The sequence below is a fragment of the Bifidobacterium sp. W8104 genome (genome assembly GCF_016100735.1).
Taxonomy (GTDB): Bacteria; Actinomycetota; Actinomycetes; order Actinomycetales; family Bifidobacteriaceae; genus Bombiscardovia; species Bombiscardovia choladohabitans.
This window is the reverse complement of sequence record NZ_JACFRW010000001.1, coordinates 1,503,499-1,528,452: the sequence shown is the minus strand read 5'-3', so window position 1 is coordinate 1,528,452 and position 24,954 is coordinate 1,503,499. Positions and strand designations below refer to the sequence as shown.

Below are 24,954 nucleotides of genomic sequence, written 5' to 3'. Positions count from 1 at the left end.
CCTGCTTCCTTCCGCACCGCTGTACTTGTTCAGGCCCGATCCATTGGCCGAACCACCTGCTGAGGCGCGGGTCGCCCGGTGTGACGACCCGCGCCTGGCCTTGCCTCAGTCAGAGACCGCAGGGTTGATCTCAGCCTTTTCGACCGCACCGCTCTGGACGCCCCAATTCTTGAGGATCTTGGCGTAGACGCCGTCGTCAATCAGCTTCTGAAGAGCCGCCTGGGTGGCCTCGGCCATGCCACTGCCTTTCTTGAGGGCGGCACCTTGCAGAACGATGTCGGTGTCCTTGCCCAGCTTCTCCAGCTGGCCGTCGGTCTGCTTGATGGCATACCCGGTCACCTGAGAGTCGGCATAGAAGACGTCGATCTTGCCGTTGACCACTGCCGTGGCGGCATCGGTCTGCTGCTTGTAGGACTGCACGTCCACCGGCTTCTTGCCCTTGGCCTTGCACTCGGCCGAGATCTTGTCGGTTGCCTGCTGCTCTTCGATGGTCCCGGTCTGCACGCCAACCTTGACGCCGCAGATGTCGTCAGGGTTGATCTTGGAGGGATTGCCCTTCTTGACGGCAAAGGCCGTACCCGCTTTGAAGGTGGTGACGAAGTCGACCGACTGCATCCGCTCCTTGGTGATGGTGAAGCTGGAGATGCCCGCGTCATACTTGCTGCCGATGGCCGGGATGATGGTATCGAAGGAGGCGCTGACCATCTGCCCATCGAGCCCCATGACCTTGGCAATGGCGTTCGACAGGTCCACGTCAAAACCAATCGGGGTCTTTCCATCCTCACTCATGAACTCGCCAGGCGCATATGAGGTCTCCATACCCACGGTCAGCTTGCCGTCCTTGGAAACCGACTCGGGCACCTTGGCCGCGATGGCCGGATCCTTCTTGATACCGCTGACGTCAAAAGCCGCTGGGTGGGAGCTGGTGGTGGCCTTGCCCGATGCACTGCTGGTGTCCGCCTCGTCTGTGGTTCCGCAGGCTCCGATGGAGGCCAGCAGGGTGATGCTCAGAGCCGTCGCCAACACCGCCTTGATCTTGCCCATGTCTTCTCCTCTTCCGGACCGCCCCGAAGCGACCCCTGATTGCTCTTGATTGACATGCACTATTATGCACACATTTGTATTTTTATGCATACAGATGAAGGTTAACTAGATATTGCAGATCGCTTATCCTGGTGTTTTTGGCTCTATAGCAGGCCAAAGGCGCTATTCGAAACTGTCGATCGCCATCAGCTCCGGGCGTGTCGAATCTGTATAGAACAGGAAGACCTTTGTGTGCGACTGTGGGTCGTTATGAGACTCAGGAAATTCGGTAGGTTTATCCGAGAGCTCAGCCCCGCCGGTTGCGGTAGCGCATGGCCCTCTGGGCCTCACGGCGATCCTGCTCCTCCCGCAGGGATTGGCGCTTGTCATACTCGCGCTTTCCTCGGGCCACGGCAATCTCCACCTTGACCTTGCCGTCCTTGAAATACAGACTCAAAGGGACGATCGTATAGCCCTTGGCCTGAATCTGCCGCTCCAAGCGAAGGATCTGCTTGGCATGGAGGAGCAACTTGCGCTTACGCTTGGGGGCGTGGTTGTTCCAGGTGCCATTGAGGTATTCAGGGATATTGGCGTTCTCCAGCCAGACCTCGTGCCGCCGGTCAATGCTGACGAATGACTCGGCCAGGGAGGCACGCCCCTCTCGCAGAGACTTGACCTCGGTCCCGGTCAGCGCGATGCCGGCCTCGTACCGATCCTCAATCTGGTAGTCATGACGGGCCCTGCGGTTCTGAGCGATCATCGACGTGCCGGTTTCCTTAGCCATAATATCCTCCTCCTGATCGCGCCAAGGAGGCTACCTGGCACTCCGGACAGCGATAATATCGTTCCAAGTGGCGGACCTGGCCCGCATCGGCATCAGTAATGAATGTATTGGTAGTTGCCTGCCCCATAGACCGTTTCATAGGTGGGGAAGGCGGCGAAGCCGGTGCCCCCTTCGGAGATGAGCACCGATCCATCCGCATTGACCCGCTCGACCACAGCCACGTGGCCATAGGTCCAGTTGGCGTTCCAACTAGTGACCCGCTGGCCACGGGCGAAGACCATGACGGCACCGACATGGGGGGTGTTGTTGACAAAATAGCCCAGGCTACGAGCCTTACCGGCCCACTCAGCCCCATTGCCCAGATATGAGCCCACAGGCAGAGCCAGCTGCGAACGGCGTATATAGGCCCAAAGTGTGCACTGCCGTGCGGGGTAGGCGCTGCCACCCACTGTATTACCGGTGCTATGGCCATAGCAGAATCCGGAACCTGATGGGCAGCTGCCCGGCACTGCATAATTCATGCCGGAGGCGCCGCCACCGCCACCGTTGCCTCTACCGCTATTACCACCGCCGCCATTGTTACTGGGCGGGGCAGGCCGTGGATTCCGTGCCGGACGGGATCCGCCGCCATTGCTGATCTGCTGGGCTCCTCCGGCATGCGGGTCGGCGCTGCCGCCCGGATTGCCGGTGTTCAGCGAGTCGATCATGGATTCGGTGGCCACGATATCTGCGGCTTCACGTGCCGACTGTGTGGTCAGGGCAGCCTTTTGACTCTCCAGCTGCTTGCGGGCTGCGGTCCCCTGGTCACGCAGGGCCTGCAGGTGGTCCTGCTTGGCCTGGGCCGCCGCTACAGCCTGCTGGGCTACCGCCTGCTGTTGGTCAGCCTTGGCCTTCAGCGTGCTGATCTGCTCCTCGATGGCCTCCAGACGCTGCTTACGGTTCATGGAGGAGTTGAGGGTGTTGGCCGCATCATTGGCCGTATTGGCTTCGGACCTGGTCACAGCCGCATCGGACTGCATCTTGTCTACAAAGTCCTGGGTGCTTGAAGACTTGGTCACCACGTCCATGATCTGAGAAGTCTCGGACCCGTGGAAACTCTTTCTGGCCATCTGAGCCACGCCAGCCTTGGCATCGTCATAATCGAGGCCGGTCTGACGTATCTTGGCCTCCAGATCTGCGCGATCCTTGCGGGCCGCCTCCAGGCGATCGTTGGTGGCCTGGACCAGGCTGTCGGCCTGCTCGGCCTTCTGCTGGGCATCGATGGCACTCTGCTGCGCAGCCGGAATCTGATTGGAGGTCAGATCATCGAGACTCAGTATCTGGTTGGCAAGTTGGGCGCTGACACCAGCCAGCTTGCTCTTCAGGGCCGCGTGGTTCTGGACTTTCTGCTGGTAGCTGCTCCAGTCGGCACGCGCCGGTTCAGGCGCTACGGACAGTCCGAGGATTCCGCCGCCCAGCATCATGGCCAACGATCCGACGAGGCCGCAGATAGCCTCCCACCGTTTGGTACGATTCATGGTCAAGTCCCTCACTATCACTATCCATGCTAGTCATCATTATGACAGAGATTGCGTCCCAAATCGATTGGCCGGTCGCCACAAATCAGGTCCGCAAATACCGTCGCAGGGAGATGGAGGAGGCCAGTGCGGACAAGAGCATGGCCCCCAGAATCAAGGCTGGGGCTATGAGCAGGACCGTGGACTGGTCCACGTAGGGCATCCATTGGACCGTGCGAGCCAGCCAGTCGGTAATGAAGAGCTTGACGATGGCGCTCAGGGCTCCGACAGCCAGAAGCGAACCCAGCAGGGAGGCCACCACGCCCTCCAGGATGAAGGGCAGCCGGATGGTCCAGTTGGAGGCTCCCACCAGTCTCATGATCTCCGTCTCGTTCCGACGTGCAGCAGCGCTCATTCTTATGGTGGTACCGGTCAGCAGAATGGCTACAATCACCATGACCACGGCCAGGACCAAGGTAACCGCCGTGGCCCTGTTGAGGATTTTGAAGACGGGGTCGAATATCTGACGCTGGTCGGAGACCTCCTCCACCCCATCGCGTCCGGACAGCACCTCGGAAACCACCTGGTACTTGGTCGGGTCCTTGAGCTTGAGCCGCAGGGAGCCCTGCATGTCCGCCGCGGTCATGGTCCTTCCCTCGTAGGTACCGTCAGGGTACTGCTTGAGGAAGGTGTTCTTGAAGAAGTCCTCACGGCTCTGATAGGTGATCTTGGCCACGGAGTCGCTCAGCTCGGTATTGATGGTGTTCTCCAGCTTGACGATCTCGTCATTGGTGGGCGCCTTGCCGGTCGCGCACGAGGCCGCCTGGCTGGTGCCGTCCGGGCAGAGCCAGACCACCACCTCCACCTGGTCGTACCAGTCTCCCTTGGCCTTGCTGATTTGAGCCTGCATGAGGCCCGAGGCACCTATGAACAGAAAGGAGATGAAGGTGACCAGCATGACCGAGAGGATCATGGACCCGTTGCGGCGCAGGTTGTCCCAGGTGCTGGAAAGGATGAACCGCAGTCTCATCGTGCCGCCTTCTTCTTGTCATCATGCTCATCCCGAACCTGTGCTTCGTTCTCTCGACGGGACTTCCTGGCCGCCTTGGGGGCTTCAGGCGGAGCAGGAGGAGCCGGCGGGGCCCCCATGGGCTCAGCATCATGATGATTTTCGCTCATTGAGACCTTTTTATCGGCCCTGGCCTTGTTGGAGGACTGTTTTGAGGGTTTGGGGACGTCCTGCTTCTTCCGGCCTGCAGTCTGATCTGATTTGCCGGTCGGCTCTGCCGGGCTGGAGCCATCGGACTCCGAAGACTGATCGGGCCTCTTGAACCGTTGTCCACTATCAGAGGTCTTGGCAGAAGAACCTTTCATCGATCGTCGGTCATTGGCCTTGTCGTCCTTCTTGGGCGCTCTTTGACCTCGATCACGATTGCGTTCGTCATGCGCGAGACCCTTGCTGTCATCGCCGCGTTTCCCGTCCCGCTGCCTGCTCCCCGATTCTTCGGTCTGCCGATCCTGGGGCCTGCCTTCAGCGGTCGCCTTGGGCTGAACAGCATCCGAACCACGGGCAGGATTGGGGGATTTTCTGGAAGCTGTACGTTCTGTATGGGCATGTCCTGCCTTGTCGTGGTCCCTGTCCCTGGAACCGTCACTCGATTGACCTGACCGACCCTGGCTGCCCTGGGCCGCAGGCCTGCGGAACCGCTCATCCGAGTCAGAGCCTTTGCTCCGATCGGGCTGCCCTACACCGGCGTCTTCGTGCTGACCGGAATCTTCCTGGGCGGACTCAAGGCTGCCCAGACCCTTGCCCCAGGTCAGGGTGTCCTCCACCGAGGTAAAGACCTGTCCATAACGCCCGGTTCTGCCCGAATGCATGGACTTGGCCAGACGCGCGATCCCCTCGTCGCCATACTGACCCTGGTTGACGGCCTGTGCAACCGCTTGGACCACCTGCTTGGCCCCCTTGGTCCCATCCGCGATGGGCTCGGTGGCCGAGCTGTTCCCATCCTGCACAACGACCTGCACCGGACGGCGCCCTGCAACTCCAGCCTTACGCACACGATCCAGGGCATCGCCATCAGCGGGATCCCCGATGGCATGATGGGAGCGTGCAGCCACTTCTGCATCGGGGAAGAAGCGGGAAGAATCATAGGAGCCGTGGGCCTCATCACGCATGATCCGACCTGTATGCAGCTCCACCACACGCTTGCGCATGGAGTTGACGATCTCCTCGTTGTGGGTGGCCATGACCACAGTGGTGCCGGTCCTGTTGATGGCGTCCAGGACCTCCATGATGCCCAGGGAGGTGGTGGGATCAAGATTGCCGGTGGGCTCATCCGCCAGCAGAATTTCCGGGTTGTTGACGTAGGCCCTGGCCAGAGCCACGCGCTGGGCCTCGCCGCCGGAAAGCTCGTGGGGGTAGTTGTGCTCCTTGCCGGTCAGCCCCACTGTCTTGAGCACCTGAGGCACCAGGGTCTTGATGGTGGACCGACGGGCACCGATGACCTCCAGCGTGAAGGCCACGTTCTGCCATACGGTCTTGTTGTTGAGCAGCTTGTAATCCTGGAATACGAAACCGATGGAACGCCGATACCCTGGGATCTCGCGGTTGCGCAGACGTCGCAGGTCGTTGCCGGCCACGCGGATCTCCCCCTCGGTGGCCTCCTCCTCGCGTAGGAGCAGACGCAGCAGAGTGGTCTTGCCCGACCCGCTGGCGCCCACCAGAAAAACGAAATCCCCGCGATTGACATCCAGGCTGATGTTATCCAAGGCCGGACGGGACCCCTTGGGGTAAATCTTGGTCACGCCCTTGAGCGAAATCAACGCCATTTACACTCCGTTCCTCGGTATTCCCATACAGAGGCTATCAAGAAGACCGACACTACTCACCCATGAAACACCGACCGGACCTGAGCCGGACGAAGCTCTACTTGTTGGCTTCCTCCTCTCGAGCCTGGACCCGCTGCTGATGCCGCCAGCGGATGCCGGCCTCGATGAAGGCGTCAATGTCACCGTCGAAGACCCCCTGGGTATCTGAGGTCTCGTATCCGGTGCGCAGGTCCTTGACCATCTGGTAGGGATGCAGCACATAGGAGCGCATCTGGTCGCCCCAGCTGGCCTTGATGTCGCCGGCCAGCTCCTTCTTCTTCTTGGCCTCCTCCTCGTGCCGCAGAACCAGCAGCCGGGACTGAAGAACAGCCATGGCAGCCGCGCGGTTCTGGATCTGGCTGCGCTCATCCTGCATGGTGACCACGATGTTGGTCGGCAGGTGGGTGATGCGCACGGCCGAATAGGTGGTGTTGACACCCTGGCCGCCTGGGCCGGAGGAGCAGTAGGTGTCCACTCGGATGTCCGAGTCGGGGATGTCGATGTGGTCGGTGGGCTCCACCAGGGGGATGACCTCAACGGCGGCGAAAGAGGTCTGCCGCCTGCCCTGGTTGTCGAAGGGCGAGATCCGCACCAGACGATGGGTGCCGCCCTCCACTGACAGCCGCCCATACGCATAGGGGGCATCCACCTGGAAGGTGGCCGACTTGATGCCGGCCTCCTCCGCGTAAGAGGTGTCCATGACCTTGGTGGAGAAGCCATGCCGCTCAGCCCAACGCATGTACATGCGCAGGAGCATCTGCGCCCAGTCGGCCGCGTCCACCCCGCCGGCGCCCGAGCGGATGGTGACCACGGCAGCGCGCTCGTCGTACTCCCCGTCCAGCAGGGTCTGAATCTCCATGTCATCCAGGTCGGATCTCAAAGAGTCGATCTCCTTGCGGGCCTCCACCAGGGTGTCCTGATCATGCTCCTCCTGGCCCAGCTCCTCCAAGGCCTGCACATCATCCAGCCGGGAGGATGCGGACTCCAGGTGCTTGAGCTGGGATTGCAGGGCCGAGAGCCTGCTGGTCACCTTCTGAGCATTTTCCTGGTCGTCCCAGAGTCCGGGCGCGCTGGCCTGACGCTCCAGATCCGCAATCCGCGAGCGCAGACCATCCGGGTCCAGCGCCTTGGAAATCATCTCGTACTTGGCCTTGGCCTGCTCCAATGCTTGAGCAAAATCCATCTCTGCCATACCGTCTCACCGCTTTCCGGACCGGCTCCGCACGAGCCGACCACCGTCTTCATTCCTGTGTGCCTTTGCCTGTGACGGCCGGATTCCCGCCGACCGGACGGACCGGGTCAAAGGCCGCTGAAGATGGCCGGGATGACAAGACTGGCCAGCAGAGCCACGGCGATGACCAGGCAGACCACCCTGGCCGTATTGCGGCGCCGACGCTCCCGGCGCTCCCGCTCATGACTGTAGGCACTCATAGTCGGTAATTTTACCTATCGGCTGGGACCTGGCTGGTGTCGATCCGGACCCGACTGCCGGACGGACCGCCTGTATTTGAGCGTCGAGCGGTTTATCCTGTAAGACAACTTGATGTCAACACGACTGCACCGCCTGAAGGAGGAACGATGAGCACAGCACGCACCGCATGGGGTTGGGGCCTGGCCAGCCAGGACGAGCAGGGCCGGACCCTGGACGTCTGGTACCCCAAGGCCGAGATCTCCACACCGCCGACCCCGGCGGACCGCCCCAACCACGACTTCGGCGACCAGGTACACAACCAGCCCGACGCCCGCGGCATCCGAAGGGTGCCGGTCTTCACCGTGGCTGATCTGGATGGCCCGATAGCCGATGCCGCCGACGCCTATCTGCGGCTTCACCTGCTCAGCATGCGCCTGACCCCGCCCAACAGCATGAACCTGGACGGGATCTTCGAACAACTGACCACGGTGGTCTGGACCAACTACGGACCCTTCGCCGTGGAGGACTTCGCCCTGCGCCGGTCACAGGTCATGGCTGCAGCCAGCCGGTCCATGCCGGGCATCCCGGTGACGCAGGTAACGGTGCTGAGCGTGGACAAGTTCCCCCGCATGGTGGATTACGTGGTTCCCGAGGGAGTCCGCATCGGCAACGCCGACCGGATTCGGCTCGGCGCCCATCTTGCACCGGGAACGACGGTCATGCATGAGGGCTTCGTCAACTTCAACGCCGGAACCCTGGGCCATTCCATGGTCGAAGGCCGGATCTCACAGGGGGTCGTGGTCGGCGACGGTTCGGACATCGGCGGAGGAGCCTCCATCATGGGCACCCTGTCCGGCGGAGGCCGCCATCGGGTCTCCATCGGTCAGCACTCCCTGCTGGGGGCCAACGCCGGCATCGGTATCTCACTGGGCGACGACTGCGTTGTCGAAGCCGGGCTCTACGTCACCGCCGGCACCAAGATCGGCCTGGGCGATCAGGTGGTCAAGGGGGCGGAGCTCAGCGGACGGGATCATCTGCTCTTCATCCGCGACTCCCGCACTGGCCAGGTCAAAGCCCTGCCCCGCAAGAAGGGCATCGAGCTGAACGAGCGGCTGCACGCCAACTGAGCCCGGCGGTCATGGGGCTCAGCGCTGCTCCATGGGCAGGTAGTCGCGTGGGCCCTGACCGGTATAAACCTGCCTGGGACGACCGATTTTCGTGTCGGGATCGTCCAGCATCTCCCGGTACTGGGCGATCCATCCGGGGATGCGTCCCAATGCGAAGAGCGTGGTGAACATCTCCGGGTCGAAGCCGATGGCGCGGTAGATGAGCCCGGTGTAGAAGTCCACGTTGGGATAGAGGTGGCGTTCGACGAAGTAGTCGTCGTGCAGTGCCAGGTCCTCCAGCTCAAGAGCCACGTCGAAGAGCTCCGCATCCTCGGCATTCCTGTCCTGGTCGGGTTCGTCCATGAGCTTGTAGAGCCACTGCTTGGCAATGGCCGCGCGCGGGTCATAGGACTTATAGACCCGGTGGCCAAGACCCGCTATTTTCCGCCCCTCGCTCTTGGCCTGCTCCACATAGCCCCGCACACCAAGACCGGAATCACGTATGCTCTTCAACTGACGCAGCACGGCCTCGTTGGCGCCGCCGTGCAGGGGACCTGACAGGGTATTGATGCCGGCAGCCACTGCCGAATACAGGTTGGCCCGGGCCGATCCGGCAATCCGGACCACTGAGGTGGAGCAGTTCTGTTCATGGTCTGCATGGATGATCAGAAGCTTGTCCAGGGCCTGCACCTTGAGAGGGTCGGCTTGATAGGGCTGGTAGGGCATGGCGAAGCTCATCCGCAGGAAGTCCTCCACATAGCCCCAGGTCCTGTCCGGGTAGAGCAGCGGCTGGTCACGGCGACGACGGTGGATCAGGGAGACGATGGTGCGCACCTTGGCCATGATGATGGCACTGGCCTCATCCAGCTGGTCGGAATCGTCAACATTGCAGGTGTCCGGGTGGAAGCCAGCCAGGGCATTGACCGCCGCAGCCAGCACACTCATGGGATGAGCCTGGCGCGGGAAGGACGAGAGCAGATGGCGGAAGTCCTCCCCTACGACCGTGTAACCCAGGACATGGCTGCGGAACCGCTGGTACTGCTCGGCATCAGGCAGCTCACCGTGGGACAGCAGCCAGGCCACTTCGAGGAAATTGGATTGGGCGCACAGATCCTCTATGGCATAGCCCCTGTAGCGCAGTATGGACCGCTTGCCGTCAATGAAGGTGATTCCCGAGACGCACTGGGCCGTGGTCTGGAAGCCGGGATCCAGCGTGACCCAGCCGTCGTTGCGCAGGGAGGAGACCAGAATGCCGTCGGGCCCTTCGGTGGCGCGAACCAGGGGAAGATCAACCTGTTCGGAATCGATGGACAACCGTGCTGTAGACACCACGCACCTCCTGTTGATCAACCAGTGAGGTGCCAGTGAGAGTCGACGGCCAGGCCGGATCAGGCTACCGGCACCTGTACCGGCGTGGAATTGCCGACATGCTAGCAGAAACAACCACGGCTTCGATTACCGGCTTGTAACCACAAGCATGAATCCGTCACCTCCACCAACGACGCGCAGGTCCAAGCCAGTGCCGTCTTCGTCCCCGCATCAGCGTGCCGGCACAGGGCAGGGAAGAAAGTGCAGGTATCAAACAGGGCCGGCATCAAAGAGGGACCCGGGAGCATCCACATTGTGGACATTCCTGGGTCCCTATAGTCTGATTTCGGCCTCGGACGGCCTTCGACTCAGTCCCTGGTCGTCAGGATGACAGGTCCCTGCTCGGTGATGGCGATGGTGTGCTCGCTGTGGGCGCCCCGCGATCCGTCTGCAGAACGCAGGGTCCACCCGTCCTTGGGATCCTGGTAAATCTGATCTGTGGTCGCCAGGAACCAAGGCTCAATGGCGATGACCAGGCCCGGGCGCAGCTTGTAGCCGTGATGAGGAGTGCCATCGTTGGGCACGTGGGGATCGCCATGCATGATTCGCCCTACCCCGTGTCCACCGAATTCCAGGTTGACGCTGTATCCGTTTTCATGGGCAACTTCACCGACTGCAGCGGAGATGTCGCCCAGGCGGTTACCTGGCTGAGCCTGGGCGATGCCCGCCTTCAGGGCCTCTTCAGTGGTCCGAATCAGCCGCAGATCCTCTGGATCGGCATGCTCACCCACCACGAAGCTGATGGCCGAGTCGCCCACCCAGCCGTCCACATTGATGGCCAGATCCAGGGAGAGCAGGTCGCCGTCCTTGAGGTTGTAGTCATAGGGCACCCCGTGCAGGACGGCATCGTTGACGGACAGGCAAATGTAGTGGGCGAAGGGGCCTGTGCCGAAATCGGGTGCGTAGTCCACGTAGCAGGAGGTGGCTCCCTTACGGGAGTTGATCCTGTCCTTGACGTAGTCATCCAGCTCCAGCAGGTTGACCCCGGGTTTGCTCATGGCTTTGAGCTCCTTGAGGATGCTGCCGACAAACCTGCCCGCCGGCTTCATCTGTTCGATCTCCTGCTTGGTTTTGAGCTCGATCATCCTCTGCGTCCTTTCATAATTGGTGCCCGCGGGTGCCGCCCCTCAGGATCCTGCCCAAGTACTACCTCTCAGTATTATCGGGTCAGTCGGACGAGTCCGGCTCTCAGTTCCGGCCGAAGGTGAAGGCCCTGATGATGGAGACGACTCCCAGCACCAGAAGTGCACACCCGCTGAAGATGACCAGGAAGATGACGGAGCTCAGCGGGTAGATCATGACGATGATCCCGGCGATGATGGATACGATGCCCGAGAAGATGGCCCAGCCTGAATGCGGGAGCCCCCAGGAGGCTGCCAGACTCATCACGCCCTCCATGATCCAGCTGATGCCCACAATAATGGTGACCAGTAGGGTCAGCGCAGAAGCGGACAGGGCCGTGTTCCTGACGATGACAATACCGCCGACGGCGATCAGGGCGCCAAAGAGGACACCCAACACACGCCAGCCGCCGGGAAGCCCCTTGGACACGATGGAGGTGGCCAGACGGACCACGCCGGAGATGATGAAGTAGATACCCAGCACCACGGTCACGGCGATCAGGGTCTTGTCCGGCCTGAGCAGCAGGGCCAGGCCCAGGATGACCCCAATCACGCCCATGACGCCCATGATGGTGCGGATGGCCCTCAGGGTTTTGAATCCCAGATCCTCGGCGATCATGGAGAATGGATCCATCCGTGGCGGGCGCCCCTGGTAGCCGGGGTATTGCCCATATTGACCATAATTATTCTGGCCATAATTATTCTGGTATTGGCCGTTATTCTGCGAAGAATCCTGACCACCGTACTGATTGGGCTGACCGCCCTGCATGGGATCCGTCATACCGTCCTCTTTCACTCGCTCAGGGCGACCGGGCGGCCGTCCTGTCACCGCCTTCCAAGTTTAAATCACCACGGGGGCAATCGCGGCTTTTCCCTTAGGCGGATGATTCTCCGGTCCGCTGATCCCCGCCGACCCCGGGGCATGGCATGTCACCAAAGATGGCTAGGCTTGTGGCATGGCACAATCTACTGAATCCAAGACCTCCTCCGGACTTGATCCGGCCTCCTTCTCTTCGGTCATCAGGCCCCAGGACGACCTCTTTCGTTTTGTCAACGGTCCCTGGATCGACACCTACAGTCTGCCCGAGGACCGCTCCCGGTTCGGCTCCTTCGACAAGCTCGCCGAGGATGCCGAGGCACAGATCCGCGAAATCCTCGAAGACCCGGAATCCCCGGCTGTCAAGTCAGCCCTGCTCTACCGCAGTTTCCTGGACACCGAGGCCATCGAGGCTGCAGGAATGGAACCCATCCGCCCCGACCTGCAGGCCATTGATGCCGTGCCCGATAAGAAGGCATTGACCAGCCTGCTGGGCCGGCTCAATCCCACTGGCGGCCCCGATCTGTTCGGCATTGCCATCTATGGCGATCCGGGCAACGCCGGCGTCAACGTGGCTCATATGGAACAGGCCGGGCTTGGGCTTCCCGACGAGGCCTACTACCGGGAGAAGAGTTACGCTCCGGTCCGTCAGGCCTACACCGACATGGTCGCCTCCCTGCTCAGGCTCTCCGGCTACGCCGACGACCAGGAGGATGCCCACAGGCAGGCGGGGTCCTTCCTCGAGTTCGAGACACGCATAGCGGCACGCCACTGGGACAACGTGTCCACCAGAGATGAGGATCGTACCTACAACCCCACTACGCTAACTGACCTGGAGTCGGCGCTCGCCGATTTCGATCTGCACACCTGGATCGAGTCCTGGCAGAAGGCATATGCAGCCAGCCCCGTCGCCAATCTGCAACCGGTCGATCTGAGCTCGGCCCTGTCCAGGACCATCGTGCACGAACCCTCCTTCCTGCAGGGTTTGAACGAACTCTGGAAGACCAGCGACCTGGAGGATCTGAAACTCTGGGCCCGCGTACACACCCTGATCGAGTGGGCAGGTCTGCTCAGCAGCGACTTCGATCAGGCCAGGTTCGACTTCTATGGCAAGGTCCTTTCAGGCACGACCAAGATGCGTGACCGCTGGAAGCGAGCCGTATCCCTGGTCAACGGCATTTGCGGCGAGGATGTCGGACGCGAATATGTGCGTCGGCACTTCCCCGCCTCCAGCAAGGCCCGTATGGAGGCCCTGGTCTCAGACCTGATCGACGCCTACCGGGTCTCCATCACCTCCAGCGACTGGCTGGGCGAACAGACCAAGGTCAAGGCTCTTGCCAAGCTGGACAAATTCTCGCCCAAGATCGGGTACACCGAACACTGGCGCGACTATACGGCCCTGGCTGTGGACGAAAAGCTGGGTCTGGTCGACAATGTGCGACGGGCCAACCTCTACGAGTCCGGCTACCAGTTCGGCAAGGCCGGTCAGCCTGTGGACAAGGAAGAGTGGCTGATGAACCCTCAGACGGTCAACGCCTACTACGAGCCCACCCTGAACGTCATCGTCTTCCCCGCAGCCATCCTGCAGCCGCCATTCTTCGACCCGGAAGCCGACGACGCCGTCAACTACGGAGGCATCGGATCGGTCATCGGCCACGAGATCGGCCACGGATTCGACGACCAGGGCTCCAAGTACGACGGTGACGGACGTCTGCAGGACTGGTGGACCCCGCAGGACCGTAAAAACTTCGAACAACGGACCAAGGCACTCATTGAGCAGTACAACGGGTTCGTCCCCCAGCAACTTGCCGAGAAGTACGCCGACAAGCCCGAGCAGGCACCTCATGTCAATGGGGCACTGACCATTGGCGAGAACATCGGGGACCTGGGAGGCGTCAACATCGCCATCAAGGCCTATGCACTCTCCCTACAGAAGAAGGAGGGCGGCACAGCCGGGACTGACGATGCGGCCATGGACCAGGCACTGGCCTCGGCTCCGGTCATGGACGGCTACACCGGTCTGCAACGGTTCTTCCTGTCCTATGCCTCCATCTGGAGGACCAAGAACAGGGATCAGCTGGCCGAACAGTATCTGCAGATCGATCCCCACTCCCCTGCTGAATTCCGTACCAACGGCATCGTCAGGAATGTGGATCGCTTCTATCAGGCCTTCGGAGTCACCGCCGAGGACGGTATGTGGCTGGAGCCCGAAGCACGGGTCAAGATTTGGTAAACCTGTTCTGATCGAAATCGTTGGTTCACGGCTTCAAGTAGCGTGCTGATCAAGGCGGGAGGCAGACGGGAATCAGTCGGCCTCCCGCCTTCGTCTTGCTCGGCCGGAACAACCTTTGCTCATCCAGCATTGGAAGCCACCACCGATGTCCGCTCGGCTGCAGACGAAGCAGAGGATGCACAGACAGAGGCGGTTTCGGACGGTGAGGATGGTAGCGGCGTGGTCCAAGGGTCCGGGCCCACCGCCCCCTCATCGGTGGGCGCAACAGGCGCAGCACCCGATTGGTTCCTGGTGAAGGTGTCCTGTCCCCGGGCCAGGTCGTGACCGATGCCATCCGCCACCAAGACCAGACTGCTGTGCGGCTGACCATCGCTGGTCCATTCCTCCGTCACCAAGGATCCGGAAACCATCACCGGATCACCCTTGTGCAGACAGGCCAGGGCATTAACCGCCAGAGTTCTGAAGGCCTTGACCGTCAGCCAGGTGGTGGATTTTCGTTTCCACACCCCAGCCGCAGCATCGTAATAGGCCGGCGTGGAACCCAGCCTGAAGGAGCAGACAGGTGTAGACCCAGGCTGTCCCAGACGAGTTGGCTGGGCCCCCATGAAGCCGAAGACGGTCGTTTTTATTTCGTTGATGGACATACCGGAACCTCTCTGTCGATGTTATGAATCCGACGCTGTAAATCCGCCGGTCGATTCCTGATCTTGCAGCGGTGAGGCCATTCGACGGAGGATCCCGACCGGAGCGCGGATAATCGGAGCGGGGGAAGGTACTGGCCCCGGCCAGGAACCCTCCGACGAACGGTGAATCCATCCTGCCTCCGCCCACGTCCCCGCACCTGACCCGCAGACCAATGTGGTCGAACGGGCTCGGCCTGGTTCCCGTGGTGGACAAGCCGCCCCATGGCTGGGTTCCGAATGCCCCTCCACTGTCCAGGACCATCGAGCATTGGTCCTGGGCTAAACTGTGAGAGCAGATACATCGGTACGGTTTGGAAGGACCCGCAGTCATGGTTCACACGCTGGTCAGTTGGAATATCGATTCGCTCAACGCCGCCCTGCTGGGCAAGAGCAGCCGCAGCGCTCTCTCCCTGAATGTGGTGGAGACCATCCGGGATCTGGACCCTGATGTCGTAGCCATCCAGGAGACCAAACTCAACGGTGACCAGAAGAAATCCGTAGGCATCCTTAAGGCGCTCATGCATTACTTCCCCGATTACCAGGAGGTGGACCGCCGCTCCGAGGCCCCGGCCCGCACAGGCTACGCAGGCACGCTCATTCTCTACCGCAAGAGCCTGCCGGAGCCTACCGTGACCCGCCCCCGCATCGGCGCTCCGGACACCATGGACGACGAGGGCCGCATGCTCACTCTGGAGTTCCCGGACTGCTTCGTCACCACGGTCTACACCCCCAATTCCGGATCGGGACTGGTCAGGCTCAAGCCGCGCGGGGTCTGGGACGATTGCTACCGTCACTACCTGCAGGAGCTGGATGCCCGCAAGCCGGTCCTGGCCTGCGGCGACTTCAACGTGGCCCACGAGGAGATCGACATCGCCAACCCGGCATCCAACCACCATTCCGCCGGCTTCACCGACCAGGAGCGCGAGAAGTTCGGCCTTCTGCTGGACGCAGGCTTCACCGACACCTTCCGAAAGATCCATGGCGATGCCGCTGGATTCTACGATGACCACCGCAGCATCTACACCTGGTTCGCCCAGCGTGCCCCGAAGAGCAAGATCAACAACTCCGGCTGGCGCATCGACTACTGGCTGACCTCCAACCGGATCGCTGACCAGGTCAGCACCAGTGAACCCGTGGACACCGGCGAGCGCCAGGACCATCTGCCCATTCTGCTGCGCATCTGACCGGATAGATCCCTGAACCCAAACCGATACGACCAAAAGGGTGGGGCCTTGGTCACGCCATGATGTACGTGACCAGGGCCCCACCCCTCTATATTGGTTGCGATAAGCAACCATGGGTGTGGCATGCCCTACTGCAGGGCTACGATCCGATCAAGAATCACCTGAGCGGCCTGATCAGCAGGAACAGCTTGCACATCCGAACCGTCGCGGTTGCGAATCTCGATGGTGCCGTTGGCGATGGTGTCGCGTCCGGCAATGGCGACCAGGGGCACCCCGATCAGCTCGGCATCCTTGAACTTGACCCCGGGGGATACCTTGGGCCGGTCATCGTAGAGGACCTCCACGCCACGGTCCTCCAAATCGGCGACCAGCTTCTCAGCGGCATCGAAGGCCTCCTGCCTCTTGCCGGTGGCCACCACATGAACCGCGGCAGGAGCGACAGCCTTGGGCCAGGCCAGACCCTTGTCATCGTGATGCATCTCCGCGATGCAGGCCAGCACGCGGGAAATGCCGATGCCATAGCAACCCATCCAGACCGGCACCGCCTTGCCGTTGCGGTCCAGAACCTTCAGACCCAATGCGTCAGAGTATTTCAGTCCAAGCTGGAAGACCTGCCCGATCTCCACTCCACGTTCGAAGCTGAGCGGTCCTGATCCGTCAGGGCTCATATCCCCGTGACGGACCTCGGCGGCCTCGACCACTCCGTCGGCTTGGAAGTCACGCCCGTAGACCGCATTGGCCAGGTGCACGCCTTCGGCATCGGCACCGGTCACCCAGGCTGAGCCGGGCGCCACATGGGCGTCGAGGAAGTAGCGGATATGAGCGGCGGACTCACTGTCCGAACGCTGAGGGCCCAGCACGCGAGGACCAATGTACCCCTTGACCAGCTCGGGATGGGCCGCAAGGTCAGTCTCACTGGCCTCCTCGATCTCGGCCGGGGCGAACTGGGCCTCCAGCCGCTTCATGTCCACCTGACGGTCGCCCGGCAGGCCGACGCCCACCAGCTCCCGCCAGCCCTCTGGATGGTCATCGTCAGCAGGGTGCTTGACGGCTACAATCAGGTTCTTCAAAGTATCGGCAGCGGTCCAGTCCCGGCCGTCCTGGCGGGGATGCAGCTGATTGAACCGCTCCACCAGAGTGTCGATGGTTGTCGAGTCGGGGGTATCCAGCTCCTGCATGGCCGGGGTCTCGGAATAGTCGACGGACTCGGGGTGCGGGGTGGTCAGCGCCTCCACGTTCCACGCCTTCCCCGAGGGAGCCAGGGCAAAGGTGTCCTCACCTATGGGCAGCGGAGCCAGGAATTCCTCGGACTCGGATCCCCCCATGGGTCCGGAGACCGCATGGACGATTACGTAATTGACACCCAGACGCTTGAAGATTCGTTCATAGGCGCCGCGCTCATCCTGGTAGGCCTTCTTCAGCCCCTCCTCATCCACAGTGAAGGAGTAAGCGTCCTTCATAATGAACTCGCGACCCCTGATCAGCCCGGCGCGGGGACGGAACTCGTCGCGGTACTTGGTCTGGATCTGGTAAAGAACCACCGGCAGGTCCTTGTAGGAGGAGTACATGTCCTTGACCAAAAGGGTGAACATCTCCTCATGGGTGGGAGCCAGCAGGTAATCAGCGCCGTGCCTGTCCTGGAGGCGGAAGAGATTCTCGCCGTACTCCTCCCATCGGTGGGTGGCCTCGTAGGGCTCGCGAGGCAGCAGGGCCGGGAAGTGGACCTCCTGGGCGCCAATGCCGTTAATCTCCTCACGGACCACGGCCTGGACCTTGTCAAGGACTTTCAGACCCAGTGGCAGCCAGGTGAAGATGCCAGGGGCCACCTTGCGGACGTATCCGGCACGCTGAAGGAGTTTGGCCGAGTCTACATCGGCATCGGCCGGATCCTCCCTGAGGGTCCGCAGAAAGAGGGTTGACATGCGCATGGCTTTGGTTCTCATACCTCCCAAAGATATGCGCGCAAAGGGACAAGCAGCCATAAAAGATGACCTGTGACAATTTGCTGCAGGAGAGCCTGAAATCTGCGATTATGGACGCTCTTGCAGAGAAACCCGCTCTCGTTACATACGACTACCCAACAATGTTGAAAGAAAATTATCCTGGTAGACAACGCTTGCCCGGACACGATTGATAACTCCAATTGCACTTAGCCATGGTGGCCATAACCCAGAGGGACAATCAAGGCCGATCATGACGACCGCGAATCTGGGAAGAAGCGCAGGGAAAGCTGGATTTGACTCTTATAATAATTTATTATAAACTATGTGTTGAGGGTAATACCTCTAATAGAGAATGGACTCTATAAGTAAGGGGGAACAATGAAGCTCTTCAAAATCATGAGACAACTTCTCGTTGCTATTGCTGCGCTTGGTATGTTTGCAGCAGTTCCAGCAGCAGTATACGCCGATGAGGCGGTGACGTTCTCGGGGACGAGGGTATCTGTCCCGTGCAAAGCTACTCGGCATAATAATCAAGCCAAAATTACTTGCAAAAATTCGCCTCGATATGCCAGGGCAAAGATTGCCTGTAGATTATGGCCCGATCAAGCCACCGGTTGGATAAAGAACGGCACCAGCTATTCTGGTGGGTGTCCATTTGGTGTTAACGATGTTCCAAGCGGCAACCCTGTGAGTTTGGAAGTAGGAAACCCGTAAGACTACTAGGTTGGTCAAGCGGTTCTTTGTAAAGAAGAGCCGCTTCTCTTTTTATGGTTTGGTTCAATGGTGACTTATAAAGTAGACGTTTCTCTCTCGCACGTGTCTTTCTCATACGGCCGCAAACAGGCGCTGTCAGATGTGTCCTTGAACTTCGGCAATGGCGTATTCGGGCTCTTGGGGCCCAATGGTGCCGGCAAGACGACGCTGATGAATATTGTGACCACCTTGTCGCGTCCTTCGTCGGGCAGTGTCAGGATAGCCGGCGCGAATGTGCTGACCAACTCCGGACGACGTCGGGCCAGGAGTCGGATTGGCTATTTGCCACAATCGTTCGAGCTGATGAATGCTTCCAGTCTTTTGCGCAACGTGCGGTACGCCGCATGGGCGCGCGGTCTGTCCTGGAAAGCTTCCTGTGATGCAGCGGTGTGGGCATTGGAACAGGTGGGCTTGTCCGAGGAATCCCGGCATCAGGTGCGCAGCCTGTCCGGTGGCATGCGTCAACGAGCGGGCATCGCTTGCGCGATTGTCGCCCGTCCCGACGTGCTTGTCTTGGACGAGCCAACCGTTGGCCTCGATCCGGTGCAGCGCATTGAGGTGCGTAAATTCCTCGATGCCTATGCCGACAGCCACACAGTGCTTGTAAGTACGCATTTGGTCGAGGACCTGGCCGCAATTGCCGACCGTGTACTGGTGCTCAACCACGGGCGTCTGCTCCTGGACGGACACATGGATGATCTCGCCTCCCTGGCCGATCCTGAGGACTCAATGGCATCGCCTTGGGAATCCGGTTATCGACAGCTTCTGACGCGGACTGAACACCTGCCATCCAACCAGAATGAGGTCTCATAATGGCCCGGCTGCTCAATCCCTTGTCACCAGTGAGCTCGTTGGTGTTCTTCCTGTCAATGATGGTATATCCGGCCGCATTATCTGTGCGCAACTACGGAGTCGGCCGATCAGACGCGTCCCCGTGGGTACTGACAGATGCGGCCTTGCAGCTTGACCTGACTTGGATGCATCTAATGACGGATGTGATTGCCTGCATATTTGGTGCGTGGAGTGCCTGGAAGGCATGCTCCCCGCAGTCCATGGTCGCGCCGCCCTGGATCGGAGGCTCGGCTGTCCGCAGGTACGGCGTGCCTGTCCTCAAGGGCGCTGCATTGTGCTCGCTGGCCTATGCGACAGGCTGTCTTCCCGCCATTGTCCAAACTCTGCAATCCACGGGCGGATTGGCTCCCTTGGGAGCCTTGCTCATGGGTATGGCAGTGCCGGCGGCAATGTTCGCCCTCGGTTATGCACTCGGGGCCATCATGGGCAGCCGCTGGTCCCTGGTACCGGCCACGCTTTTGCCTGCCGCCCTGTGTTGGGGCAGCGTATTCCTGCTGATGCCACGCACTCCCAAGGGTGACGTGTTCCCACGAGCGTGGGGGTCGCCACTGGCCGTGGCAATGCCGGTGATGGACACGGGCATCGGTGCCGAGCCGGGACTCAGCATTAACCCTTCAGCGGTGACAGTGCGCTGGGTACTAGTCGCTGTAGTGCTGACCGCGTCCACAGCGGCCTGCATTCTGACCGCGCACTGGTGGCGGCCCGGCCTATCATGGATAGTCGCCCCATTGGCGGTGCTTCTGCTTGTTCCGACTGCTGCCGGGGGCCTGGTCGCCATGTCCGGTCCGGCAGAATGGCGCCGGTCCGCTCCGTTCACCCCTGTCTGCAAAAGCATAGACGGTGTGCCACTGTCGGTGTGCGCCCACCCGGATGATGGTGCCCAGCTGAGACGCTACATACGGTATATGCATTCGGTCGCCTCATGGTTCCCCAAGGACAGTGTGGAAGGCAGCTCGGGTCTTGTGCTTTTGCTGGGCAACGCCTTTACGCCTACATCCCACGGCCAGGCATGGAATCTCACCGACCGGGGCCTGACCGAATTGCAGCACCTGGGCGGCAAGAAGATACAGGTAATGACCGACACAGTCACTGAACGCACTGGACAATTCAGCGACCTAGCTGATATCACAGAGACCATCGTGAAAGAATTCATTCATGCAGACTGCTCGGCTATGGCACTTAAAAACGTGTACAAACAACGAACACTAGATGACGGTGCCAGCGTGTCCGCCTTTGTGCTGGAACAGCTGCCCCAGCGCATGAGAGAGACCGCCTACGAGGCGTTGGGCGGAGGAAACGGGAGCTCTGGGATGGGAAGCGCCAGAGGCCCTGCCGCCGATCTACTTAATGACGCCACTAATGAAGAGTTTCATGCCTACGTGCGTCGCAACCTCTCTGAGATCGAACGCTGCGCCGTCACGCCGTCCGATGTCATCGATGATCTGGGGAAGAACCACTGATGGGCGGTCGGCATCGACGTGGTTCCATGAAAGGCGGAATCTCAGTCGGATGGTTGGCTGGGCGCCACTCATGGGCGGCCTTGGCATTCATCGCGCTGGCTGCGGCCGTGCCCTTCCTGCTCGCCTCCGTCTCCGCTTCCGCTACCGGCGGAGAGATCTATGCTCGACCAGCATATTACGGGTACGTCTGCCTTCCTGATCCACATGCGGTTGTATTCAGCGACGCTGTGCACACCCAATGCCCACAAGGCAAAAGCGCCGTGCCAAGTATCGTGCCCATGGCCGAGCTGGCCTACGCGGCGTTCAGCGCATGTGCCTTGGTCATGCTTGCCCCGCTTATGCCCACCTGGGAGCGCCTGAACCTGGCGCGCGTCCGTTGGCGAGCTTTAGCCGCCGGAACAGGAGTGCTGATGCTGCCGTTCCTTCTCAGCCTCCTCCTTACCAAACCGAGCTCCCACGGCGACCCGACAACCGCGCAGTCGCTACTTAGGCTGGCTTCCTGCAACGGCCTGGTCGACGCATCCTTGGTCATGCTCGGCATCGCATTACTGGGTCGTTTCTACGGGCTTGGGCTGGGCGTAGGGCTGGCGGTGATCAATATCGCCAGCCAAGGTATGCAGGTAGGCATGGGGCTGACGCTTCGTCTATACCCCGAGGACATCAAACCGCCAGTTCCTGGACAGGGGATCTGGCCGGCGATTGCCACAGTCTTGACGGTCTTCGCCGTCATACTCTGGACGGTCACCGGAGGCCGGGGAATGATCATGGACAAGAAATAAAAGCCAGCATAGCTGCTTGTGAGAGGTGTTAGACCCTGCCGGCCTTAGCAGCGCAGGAGTTTGTCCGAGTCCACCTGGCCGTCAACCGAACCCAAACCAAACGGCGCATACCGGAAAAGGTCGGCAAATCCTCAACCTAACATCCTGACATCCAGCATCTCTCCAGTATTACCCTCTCCTATAAAGAGGGCCAAGATATGATGGTTGTATATCAAACAGGTTTTCTGATTTACAAGGACAAGGTGGGCACCTATGTCATCAGAGCCGGGTCTGACCATCCAGACCTTCACCGACCTCGATGCAGAGCACATGACGCTTCTCCTGGAGGCTGATCCTTCGGAACGGATAATCCATGACGTTTTCACCAATTCCCGCGCCTATGAAATCCGAGTGGGACAAGCTCTGGCCGGTGCCATGCTGCTTATCAGACCGGTTACGGACGCCTTGGAAATCGCCGATATCAGCGTGAACCGCGCTTTTCGCAGACAGGGACTTGGAAGCAAATTAATAGAACGAGCCAAGATGGAAACTGTCGGGCTGGGTCTGAGCAGACTGGAAGTAGGCACCGGATCCACCAGTTTTGGAGCCCTTTGCTTCTACCAGACATGCGGATTTCGCATGGACCGCATTGTGCGGGATTATTTTGTAGACCGCTACCAGCAGCCCATTGTCGAGAACGGAATCACCCTTAAAGACATGGTCCGTCTGTCATGGTGTCTCTAGCGACCCGAATGACCGTACCGGGCCAAGACAAGTAAGGCCGACCCTTCAGAACAGCTCGTCCTGGCTGAATTCGTCTTCTGGTTCCTGACCGACGGCGCGCTTGGTGAAGGATTCAGGACCTTCATCCTTCAGACGAGCGCAGGCCGCCTTGGACTCGGCCCTCAAACCCGCATCCAGAATAACGGCATCGGGAGAGACCAGGAAGGCGTGCTCATTGATGCCCGTCAGGTAGAGGCCGTCCAGGTTTTCCACACGAGAGAGGGCCACGTAGCCCATCCCCGGCGCGAAGGTCCGTCTCAGGTCCATGACCGCCCTGTCCAGAGTCATCCCCTGGGACTTGTGGATGGTGATCCCCCAGGCACAGCGAAGAGGTACCTGGTTGACGGCGGCCAAGACCGTGTCCCCGTCCATGGTCTCCCAGGCGGTCGGCTTCATGGTGACCACGTTGCCGTTCTGGAAGGAGACGATCGGCCATCCCCCCTTGGCCGAGCTGGTGAATCCGCTGACTGTACCTATAGAGCCGTTGACATATTGATGATCCTGGTCGTTGCGCAGGGCCATGACCGCGGCCCCGGTCTTCAGGGCCAGATCCTCGGGGGCCAGCATGTTCTTCTTCAGCCGTTCCACCAGCCTGGCCTCACCTCGGGATGTGGCCTGGTAATGGTGGGCCTCTTCGTCGATGGAGGCCAGGCGCTGGTCGTTGAGCGTGTCGGCCTGCTTGTTGACCGGAAAGAGGTGAACCGCCACCTGGCCGGGGGCGGGCACTGCGCCGACACGGGCAGCCAGGACCTCATGGTCCTCCTGGGTGACGCCACCCTCTCTGATGTCAGTCAGGACGGTCAACAGCTGGCCATCGTCCTGGCGGTGCTGCTCGGTCAGGTAACAGATGACCGGGTCCAGGTCCTGCCAGACCAGTGATTCTGTTACGAACCCATCCGGGTCCTTGCCGGCCTGGGCATAGCGTTCCCGGGCAGCCTGCAATTCAGGGCTGGGCAGTATTCCTGCAGCTCGGTTGGATCGCGTCACCGGCGGCAGCTGGAAGAAGTCCCCGGAAAGGACCACCTGGATCCCTCCGAAGGGTTCAGGGCTGTGGCGAACGGCCCGGCAGGCCTGGTCCACCATGTCGAAGAGCCAGGCGTGCATCATGGAAACCTCGTCGATGACCAGGATGTCGGTGCCCTCGATCTGTCTGCGACGGCGGGTCTTGATCCGCTTCAAGAGCGATTCGGTCATGCAGGTAGCGATGCCTACTCCGCTCCAGGAATGGATGGTCTGGCCATTGATGTGCGTGGCGGCGATGCCGGTCGAGGCGGTCACCGCCACCACCGCCCCAGCCTGACGGGCCTGGGCGACGAACTCGTTGAGCACAAAGGTCTTGCCTGACCCGGGGGCGCCCGTGATGAAGGCATTGGCCCCCGCACTCAATATGGTCAAGGCTTCGGATTGCTGCATGCCTCCATGGTGCCACGTCAGAGGTACATGGCCATGCCTGTCAGTAGTCGGTCTTCTCAGGCTTGTTGGCGTCCTCGACCGGATTGCCGGACTCTTCGTAATGACGCAGCAGGCTGGTCTGCTCGATCTGTTCCGCCCCGGCCTTGGACTGCGCCTGGTCAGGTCCGGGAGCCGGAAGGAAGAACATGGAGCGGTAGTAGCGCAGTTCGTCCATGGACTCGATGATATCGGCCAGGGCCCTGTGGCCGCCATGCTTGGCCGGCTTGTTCTTGTAGACGTCCGGGTACCAGCGGCGGGACAGCTCCTTGAGGGTGCTCACGTCGATGACCCGGTAGTGCAGAAGATCCATCAGTTCAGGCATGTACCTGTCGAGGAACTTCTTGTCGGAGCCCACCGAGTTGCCTGCCAGATGGGCCTTGCCGTTCTCGGGCAGGAAGGGCTTGACGTACTCGATCACCTGACGCTGGGCCTCCTCAAGGTCCAGGCCGGTTTTCATCTCTTCGATCAGACCGGAGGAGGTGTGCATCTTCCTGACGAAGTCCCCCATATGGTCCAGGGCCGCCTGGGAGGGCTTGATGACCAGATCGATGCCCTTGTCCAGGACCTTCATGTTGAAGTCGGTGGGCACCACGGAGACCTCGCACAGCTCATCATGGAAGATATCCAGACCGGTCATCTCGCAGTCTATCCAGATCATGCGGGATTCCTCCGCCGAGAAAGTCAGATCATTCTTATCGCTCATCTGTACGCCTTTCAGATCCGGGTTGCCTCCCGGATCGCTCCTTCCGCCGCCTTGGACGGAACATTACAAGATACCGCCAGCACGTGACCGGCGGAGGGGTCCTCAGCCCGGCCGACCGGACCGTAACTGACATGAGATATGCAATCGGCGCAG

Annotated in this window: 22 protein-coding genes and 1 pseudogene; 9 read left to right on the top strand and 14 right to left on the bottom strand. The window is 60.7% G+C overall.

What is annotated here, in order from left to right; translation table 11 throughout:
* Positions 1-105: 105 nt before the first annotated feature.
* The 4 genes from H3U89_RS05990 to ftsX all read right to left on the bottom strand — a co-directional run bounded on the left by H3U89_RS05990 (position 106) and on the right by ftsX (position 4,333).
* The gene (locus H3U89_RS05990) at positions 106-1,044 is read right to left on the bottom strand and encodes an ABC transporter substrate-binding protein (protein WP_198180264.1); all 939 of its coding nucleotides are present in this window, start codon (positions 1,042-1,044) and stop codon (positions 106-108) included.
* Positions 1,045-1,330: 286 nt separating this feature from the next.
* Complete coding sequence (gene smpB, locus H3U89_RS05985) at positions 1,331-1,807, bottom strand: SsrA-binding protein SmpB (RefSeq protein WP_198180273.1); 477 nt, start codon at positions 1,805-1,807, stop codon at positions 1,331-1,333.
* 92 nt (positions 1,808-1,899) lie between these two features.
* Complete coding sequence (locus tag H3U89_RS05980) at positions 1,900-3,324, bottom strand: CHAP domain-containing protein (protein ID WP_198180281.1); 1,425 nt, start codon at positions 3,322-3,324, stop codon at positions 1,900-1,902.
* An 85-nt stretch (positions 3,325-3,409) separates the two neighbouring features.
* The gene (gene ftsX, locus H3U89_RS05975) at positions 3,410-4,333 is read right to left on the bottom strand and encodes a permease-like cell division protein FtsX (RefSeq protein WP_154312669.1); all 924 of its coding nucleotides are present in this window, start codon (positions 4,331-4,333) and stop codon (positions 3,410-3,412) included.
* A 15-nt stretch (positions 4,334-4,348) separates the two neighbouring features.
* Here ftsX and H3U89_RS08550 point away from each other — a divergent pair, with 15 nt between their 5' ends.
* Positions 4,349-4,468, top strand: a complete 120-nt coding sequence (locus H3U89_RS08550) for a twin-arginine translocation signal domain-containing protein (RefSeq protein WP_155805034.1) — start codon at positions 4,349-4,351, stop codon at positions 4,466-4,468.
* 635 nt (positions 4,469-5,103) lie between these two features.
* Here H3U89_RS08550 and ftsE read toward each other — a convergent pair.
* The 3 genes and pseudogenes from ftsE to H3U89_RS08460 form a co-directional block, all read right to left on the bottom strand.
* Positions 5,104-6,135, bottom strand: a pseudogene (gene ftsE, locus H3U89_RS05965) (cell division ATP-binding protein FtsE); the annotation flags it as partial.
* A gap of 97 nt (positions 6,136-6,232) precedes the next feature.
* On the bottom strand, positions 6,233-7,366 hold the full coding sequence (gene prfB, locus H3U89_RS05960; RefSeq protein ID WP_198180283.1) for a peptide chain release factor 2: 1,134 nt from the start codon (positions 7,364-7,366) through the stop codon (positions 6,233-6,235).
* A gap of 107 nt (positions 7,367-7,473) precedes the next feature.
* Positions 7,474-7,605: a hypothetical protein gene (locus tag H3U89_RS08460; RefSeq protein WP_258326683.1), complete on the bottom strand. Its 132-nt coding sequence runs from the start codon at positions 7,603-7,605 to the stop codon at positions 7,474-7,476.
* Between the two features lie 147 nt (positions 7,606-7,752).
* On the opposite strand from H3U89_RS08460, the gene dapD reads away from it, so the two are divergent.
* A complete protein-coding gene (dapD, locus tag H3U89_RS05955) occupies positions 7,753-8,712 on the top strand; it encodes a 2,3,4,5-tetrahydropyridine-2,6-dicarboxylate N-succinyltransferase (RefSeq protein WP_198180285.1) in 960 nt (319 codons plus the stop codon).
* 18 nt (positions 8,713-8,730) lie between these two features.
* Here the strand turns inward: dapD and H3U89_RS05950 are convergent, their stop codons facing one another.
* From H3U89_RS05950 to H3U89_RS05940, 3 genes are all read right to left on the bottom strand, one after another.
* Positions 8,731-10,020: a citrate synthase gene (locus tag H3U89_RS05950; protein WP_198180598.1), complete on the bottom strand. Its 1,290-nt coding sequence runs from the start codon at positions 10,018-10,020 to the stop codon at positions 8,731-8,733.
* Positions 10,021-10,367: 347 nt separating this feature from the next.
* Complete coding sequence (map, locus tag H3U89_RS05945; RefSeq protein ID WP_029678693.1) at positions 10,368-11,144, bottom strand: type I methionyl aminopeptidase; 777 nt, start codon at positions 11,142-11,144, stop codon at positions 10,368-10,370.
* Between the two features lie 103 nt (positions 11,145-11,247).
* The gene (locus tag H3U89_RS05940; protein WP_045935632.1) at positions 11,248-11,961 is read right to left on the bottom strand and encodes a DUF308 domain-containing protein; all 714 of its coding nucleotides are present in this window, start codon (positions 11,959-11,961) and stop codon (positions 11,248-11,250) included.
* Between the two features lie 175 nt (positions 11,962-12,136).
* Here H3U89_RS05940 and H3U89_RS05935 point away from each other — a divergent pair, with 175 nt between their 5' ends.
* The gene (locus tag H3U89_RS05935) at positions 12,137-14,230 is read left to right on the top strand and encodes a M13 family metallopeptidase (RefSeq protein ID WP_198180287.1); all 2,094 of its coding nucleotides are present in this window, start codon (positions 12,137-12,139) and stop codon (positions 14,228-14,230) included.
* Between the two features lie 119 nt (positions 14,231-14,349).
* Here the strand turns inward: H3U89_RS05935 and H3U89_RS05930 are convergent, their stop codons facing one another.
* On the bottom strand, positions 14,350-14,874 hold the full coding sequence (locus tag H3U89_RS05930) for a single-stranded DNA-binding protein (RefSeq protein ID WP_198180289.1): 525 nt from the start codon (positions 14,872-14,874) through the stop codon (positions 14,350-14,352).
* A 368-nt stretch (positions 14,875-15,242) separates the two neighbouring features.
* Between H3U89_RS05930 and H3U89_RS05925 the strand changes: the two genes are divergently transcribed.
* The gene (locus tag H3U89_RS05925) at positions 15,243-16,097 is read left to right on the top strand and encodes an exodeoxyribonuclease III (protein ID WP_198180291.1); all 855 of its coding nucleotides are present in this window, start codon (positions 15,243-15,245) and stop codon (positions 16,095-16,097) included.
* Between the two features lie 128 nt (positions 16,098-16,225).
* Here H3U89_RS05925 and H3U89_RS05920 read toward each other — a convergent pair whose 3' ends face one another.
* A complete protein-coding gene (locus tag H3U89_RS05920) occupies positions 16,226-18,040 on the bottom strand; it encodes a proline--tRNA ligase (protein WP_198180293.1) in 1,815 nt (604 codons plus the stop codon).
* 378 nt (positions 18,041-18,418) lie between these two features.
* Between H3U89_RS05920 and H3U89_RS05915 the strand changes: the two genes are divergently transcribed.
* The 5 genes from H3U89_RS05915 (at position 18,419) to H3U89_RS05895 (ending at position 22,607) form a co-directional block, all read left to right on the top strand.
* On the top strand, positions 18,419-18,754 hold the full coding sequence (locus H3U89_RS05915; protein ID WP_198180295.1) for a hypothetical protein: 336 nt from the start codon (positions 18,419-18,421) through the stop codon (positions 18,752-18,754).
* 66 nt (positions 18,755-18,820) lie between these two features.
* Positions 18,821-19,606 (top strand): ABC transporter ATP-binding protein, encoded by a 786-nt coding sequence (locus H3U89_RS05910; RefSeq protein WP_198180304.1) that lies wholly within the window; start codon positions 18,821-18,823, stop codon positions 19,604-19,606.
* Positions 19,606-21,105: a hypothetical protein gene (locus H3U89_RS05905; RefSeq protein ID WP_198180306.1), complete on the top strand. Its 1,500-nt coding sequence runs from the start codon at positions 19,606-19,608 to the stop codon at positions 21,103-21,105. Before H3U89_RS05910 ends, H3U89_RS05905 begins: the two co-directional genes overlap by 1 nt.
* A 278-nt stretch (positions 21,106-21,383) precedes the next feature.
* Positions 21,384-21,884 carry a hypothetical protein gene (locus tag H3U89_RS05900; protein ID WP_198202418.1) on the top strand — a complete coding sequence of 167 codons (501 nt, stop codon included), beginning with the start codon at positions 21,384-21,386 and terminating at the stop codon, positions 21,882-21,884.
* Between the two features lie 252 nt (positions 21,885-22,136).
* The gene (locus H3U89_RS05895) at positions 22,137-22,607 is read left to right on the top strand and encodes a GNAT family N-acetyltransferase (RefSeq protein ID WP_198180311.1); all 471 of its coding nucleotides are present in this window, start codon (positions 22,137-22,139) and stop codon (positions 22,605-22,607) included.
* Positions 22,608-22,652: 45 nt separating this feature from the next.
* On the opposite strand, the gene H3U89_RS05890 is transcribed toward H3U89_RS05895, so the two are convergent.
* Entirely contained in the window at positions 22,653-24,059 is a 1,407-nt protein-coding gene (locus tag H3U89_RS05890; protein WP_198180313.1) for a PIF1 family DEAD/DEAH box helicase, read from the bottom strand.
* Positions 24,060-24,099: 40 nt separating this feature from the next.
* The gene (gene orn / locus H3U89_RS05885) at positions 24,100-24,801 is read right to left on the bottom strand and encodes an oligoribonuclease (RefSeq protein ID WP_198180315.1); all 702 of its coding nucleotides are present in this window, start codon (positions 24,799-24,801) and stop codon (positions 24,100-24,102) included.
* Between the last annotated feature and the right edge of the window lie 153 nt (positions 24,802-24,954).

Excerpts from the sequence above, each read along its gene's own strand:
- H3U89_RS05990 (WP_198180264.1), bottom strand. The coding sequence starts at position 1,044 with ATGGGCAAGATCAAGGCGGTGTTGGCGACGGCTCTGAGCATCACCCTG.
- smpB (WP_198180273.1), bottom strand. The coding sequence starts at position 1,807 with ATGGCTAAGGAAACCGGCACGTCGATGATCGCTCAGAACCGCAGGGCC.
- H3U89_RS05980 (WP_198180281.1), bottom strand. The coding sequence starts at position 3,324 with ATGAATCGTACCAAACGGTGGGAGGCTATCTGCGGCCTCGTCGGATCG.
- ftsX (WP_154312669.1), bottom strand. The coding sequence starts at position 4,333 with ATGAGACTGCGGTTCATCCTTTCCAGCACCTGGGACAACCTGCGCCGC.
- prfB (WP_198180283.1), bottom strand. The coding sequence starts at position 7,366 with ATGGCAGAGATGGATTTTGCTCAAGCATTGGAGCAGGCCAAGGCCAAG.
- H3U89_RS08460 (WP_258326683.1), bottom strand. The coding sequence starts at position 7,605 with ATGAGTGCCTACAGTCATGAGCGGGAGCGCCGGGAGCGTCGGCGCCGC.
- dapD (WP_198180285.1), top strand. The coding sequence starts at position 7,753 with ATGAGCACAGCACGCACCGCATGGGGTTGGGGCCTGGCCAGCCAGGAC.
- map (WP_029678693.1), bottom strand. The coding sequence starts at position 11,144 with ATGATCGAGCTCAAAACCAAGCAGGAGATCGAACAGATGAAGCCGGCG.
- H3U89_RS05940 (WP_045935632.1), bottom strand. The coding sequence starts at position 11,961 with ATGACGGATCCCATGCAGGGCGGTCAGCCCAATCAGTACGGTGGTCAG.
- H3U89_RS05935 (WP_198180287.1), top strand. The coding sequence starts at position 12,137 with ATGGCACAATCTACTGAATCCAAGACCTCCTCCGGACTTGATCCGGCC.
- H3U89_RS05930 (WP_198180289.1), bottom strand. The coding sequence starts at position 14,874 with ATGTCCATCAACGAAATAAAAACGACCGTCTTCGGCTTCATGGGGGCC.
- H3U89_RS05925 (WP_198180291.1), top strand. The coding sequence starts at position 15,243 with ATGGTTCACACGCTGGTCAGTTGGAATATCGATTCGCTCAACGCCGCC.
- H3U89_RS05920 (WP_198180293.1), bottom strand. The coding sequence starts at position 18,040 with ATGAGAACCAAAGCCATGCGCATGTCAACCCTCTTTCTGCGGACCCTC.
- H3U89_RS05915 (WP_198180295.1), top strand. The coding sequence starts at position 18,419 with ATGAAGCTCTTCAAAATCATGAGACAACTTCTCGTTGCTATTGCTGCG.
- H3U89_RS05910 (WP_198180304.1), top strand. The coding sequence starts at position 18,821 with ATGGTGACTTATAAAGTAGACGTTTCTCTCTCGCACGTGTCTTTCTCA.
- H3U89_RS05905 (WP_198180306.1), top strand. The coding sequence starts at position 19,606 with ATGGCCCGGCTGCTCAATCCCTTGTCACCAGTGAGCTCGTTGGTGTTC.
- H3U89_RS05900 (WP_198202418.1), top strand. The coding sequence starts at position 21,384 with ATGGCCGAGCTGGCCTACGCGGCGTTCAGCGCATGTGCCTTGGTCATG.
- H3U89_RS05895 (WP_198180311.1), top strand. The coding sequence starts at position 22,137 with ATGTCATCAGAGCCGGGTCTGACCATCCAGACCTTCACCGACCTCGAT.
- H3U89_RS05890 (WP_198180313.1), bottom strand. The coding sequence starts at position 24,059 with ATGCAGCAATCCGAAGCCTTGACCATATTGAGTGCGGGGGCCAATGCC.
- orn (WP_198180315.1), bottom strand. The coding sequence starts at position 24,801 with ATGAGCGATAAGAATGATCTGACTTTCTCGGCGGAGGAATCCCGCATG.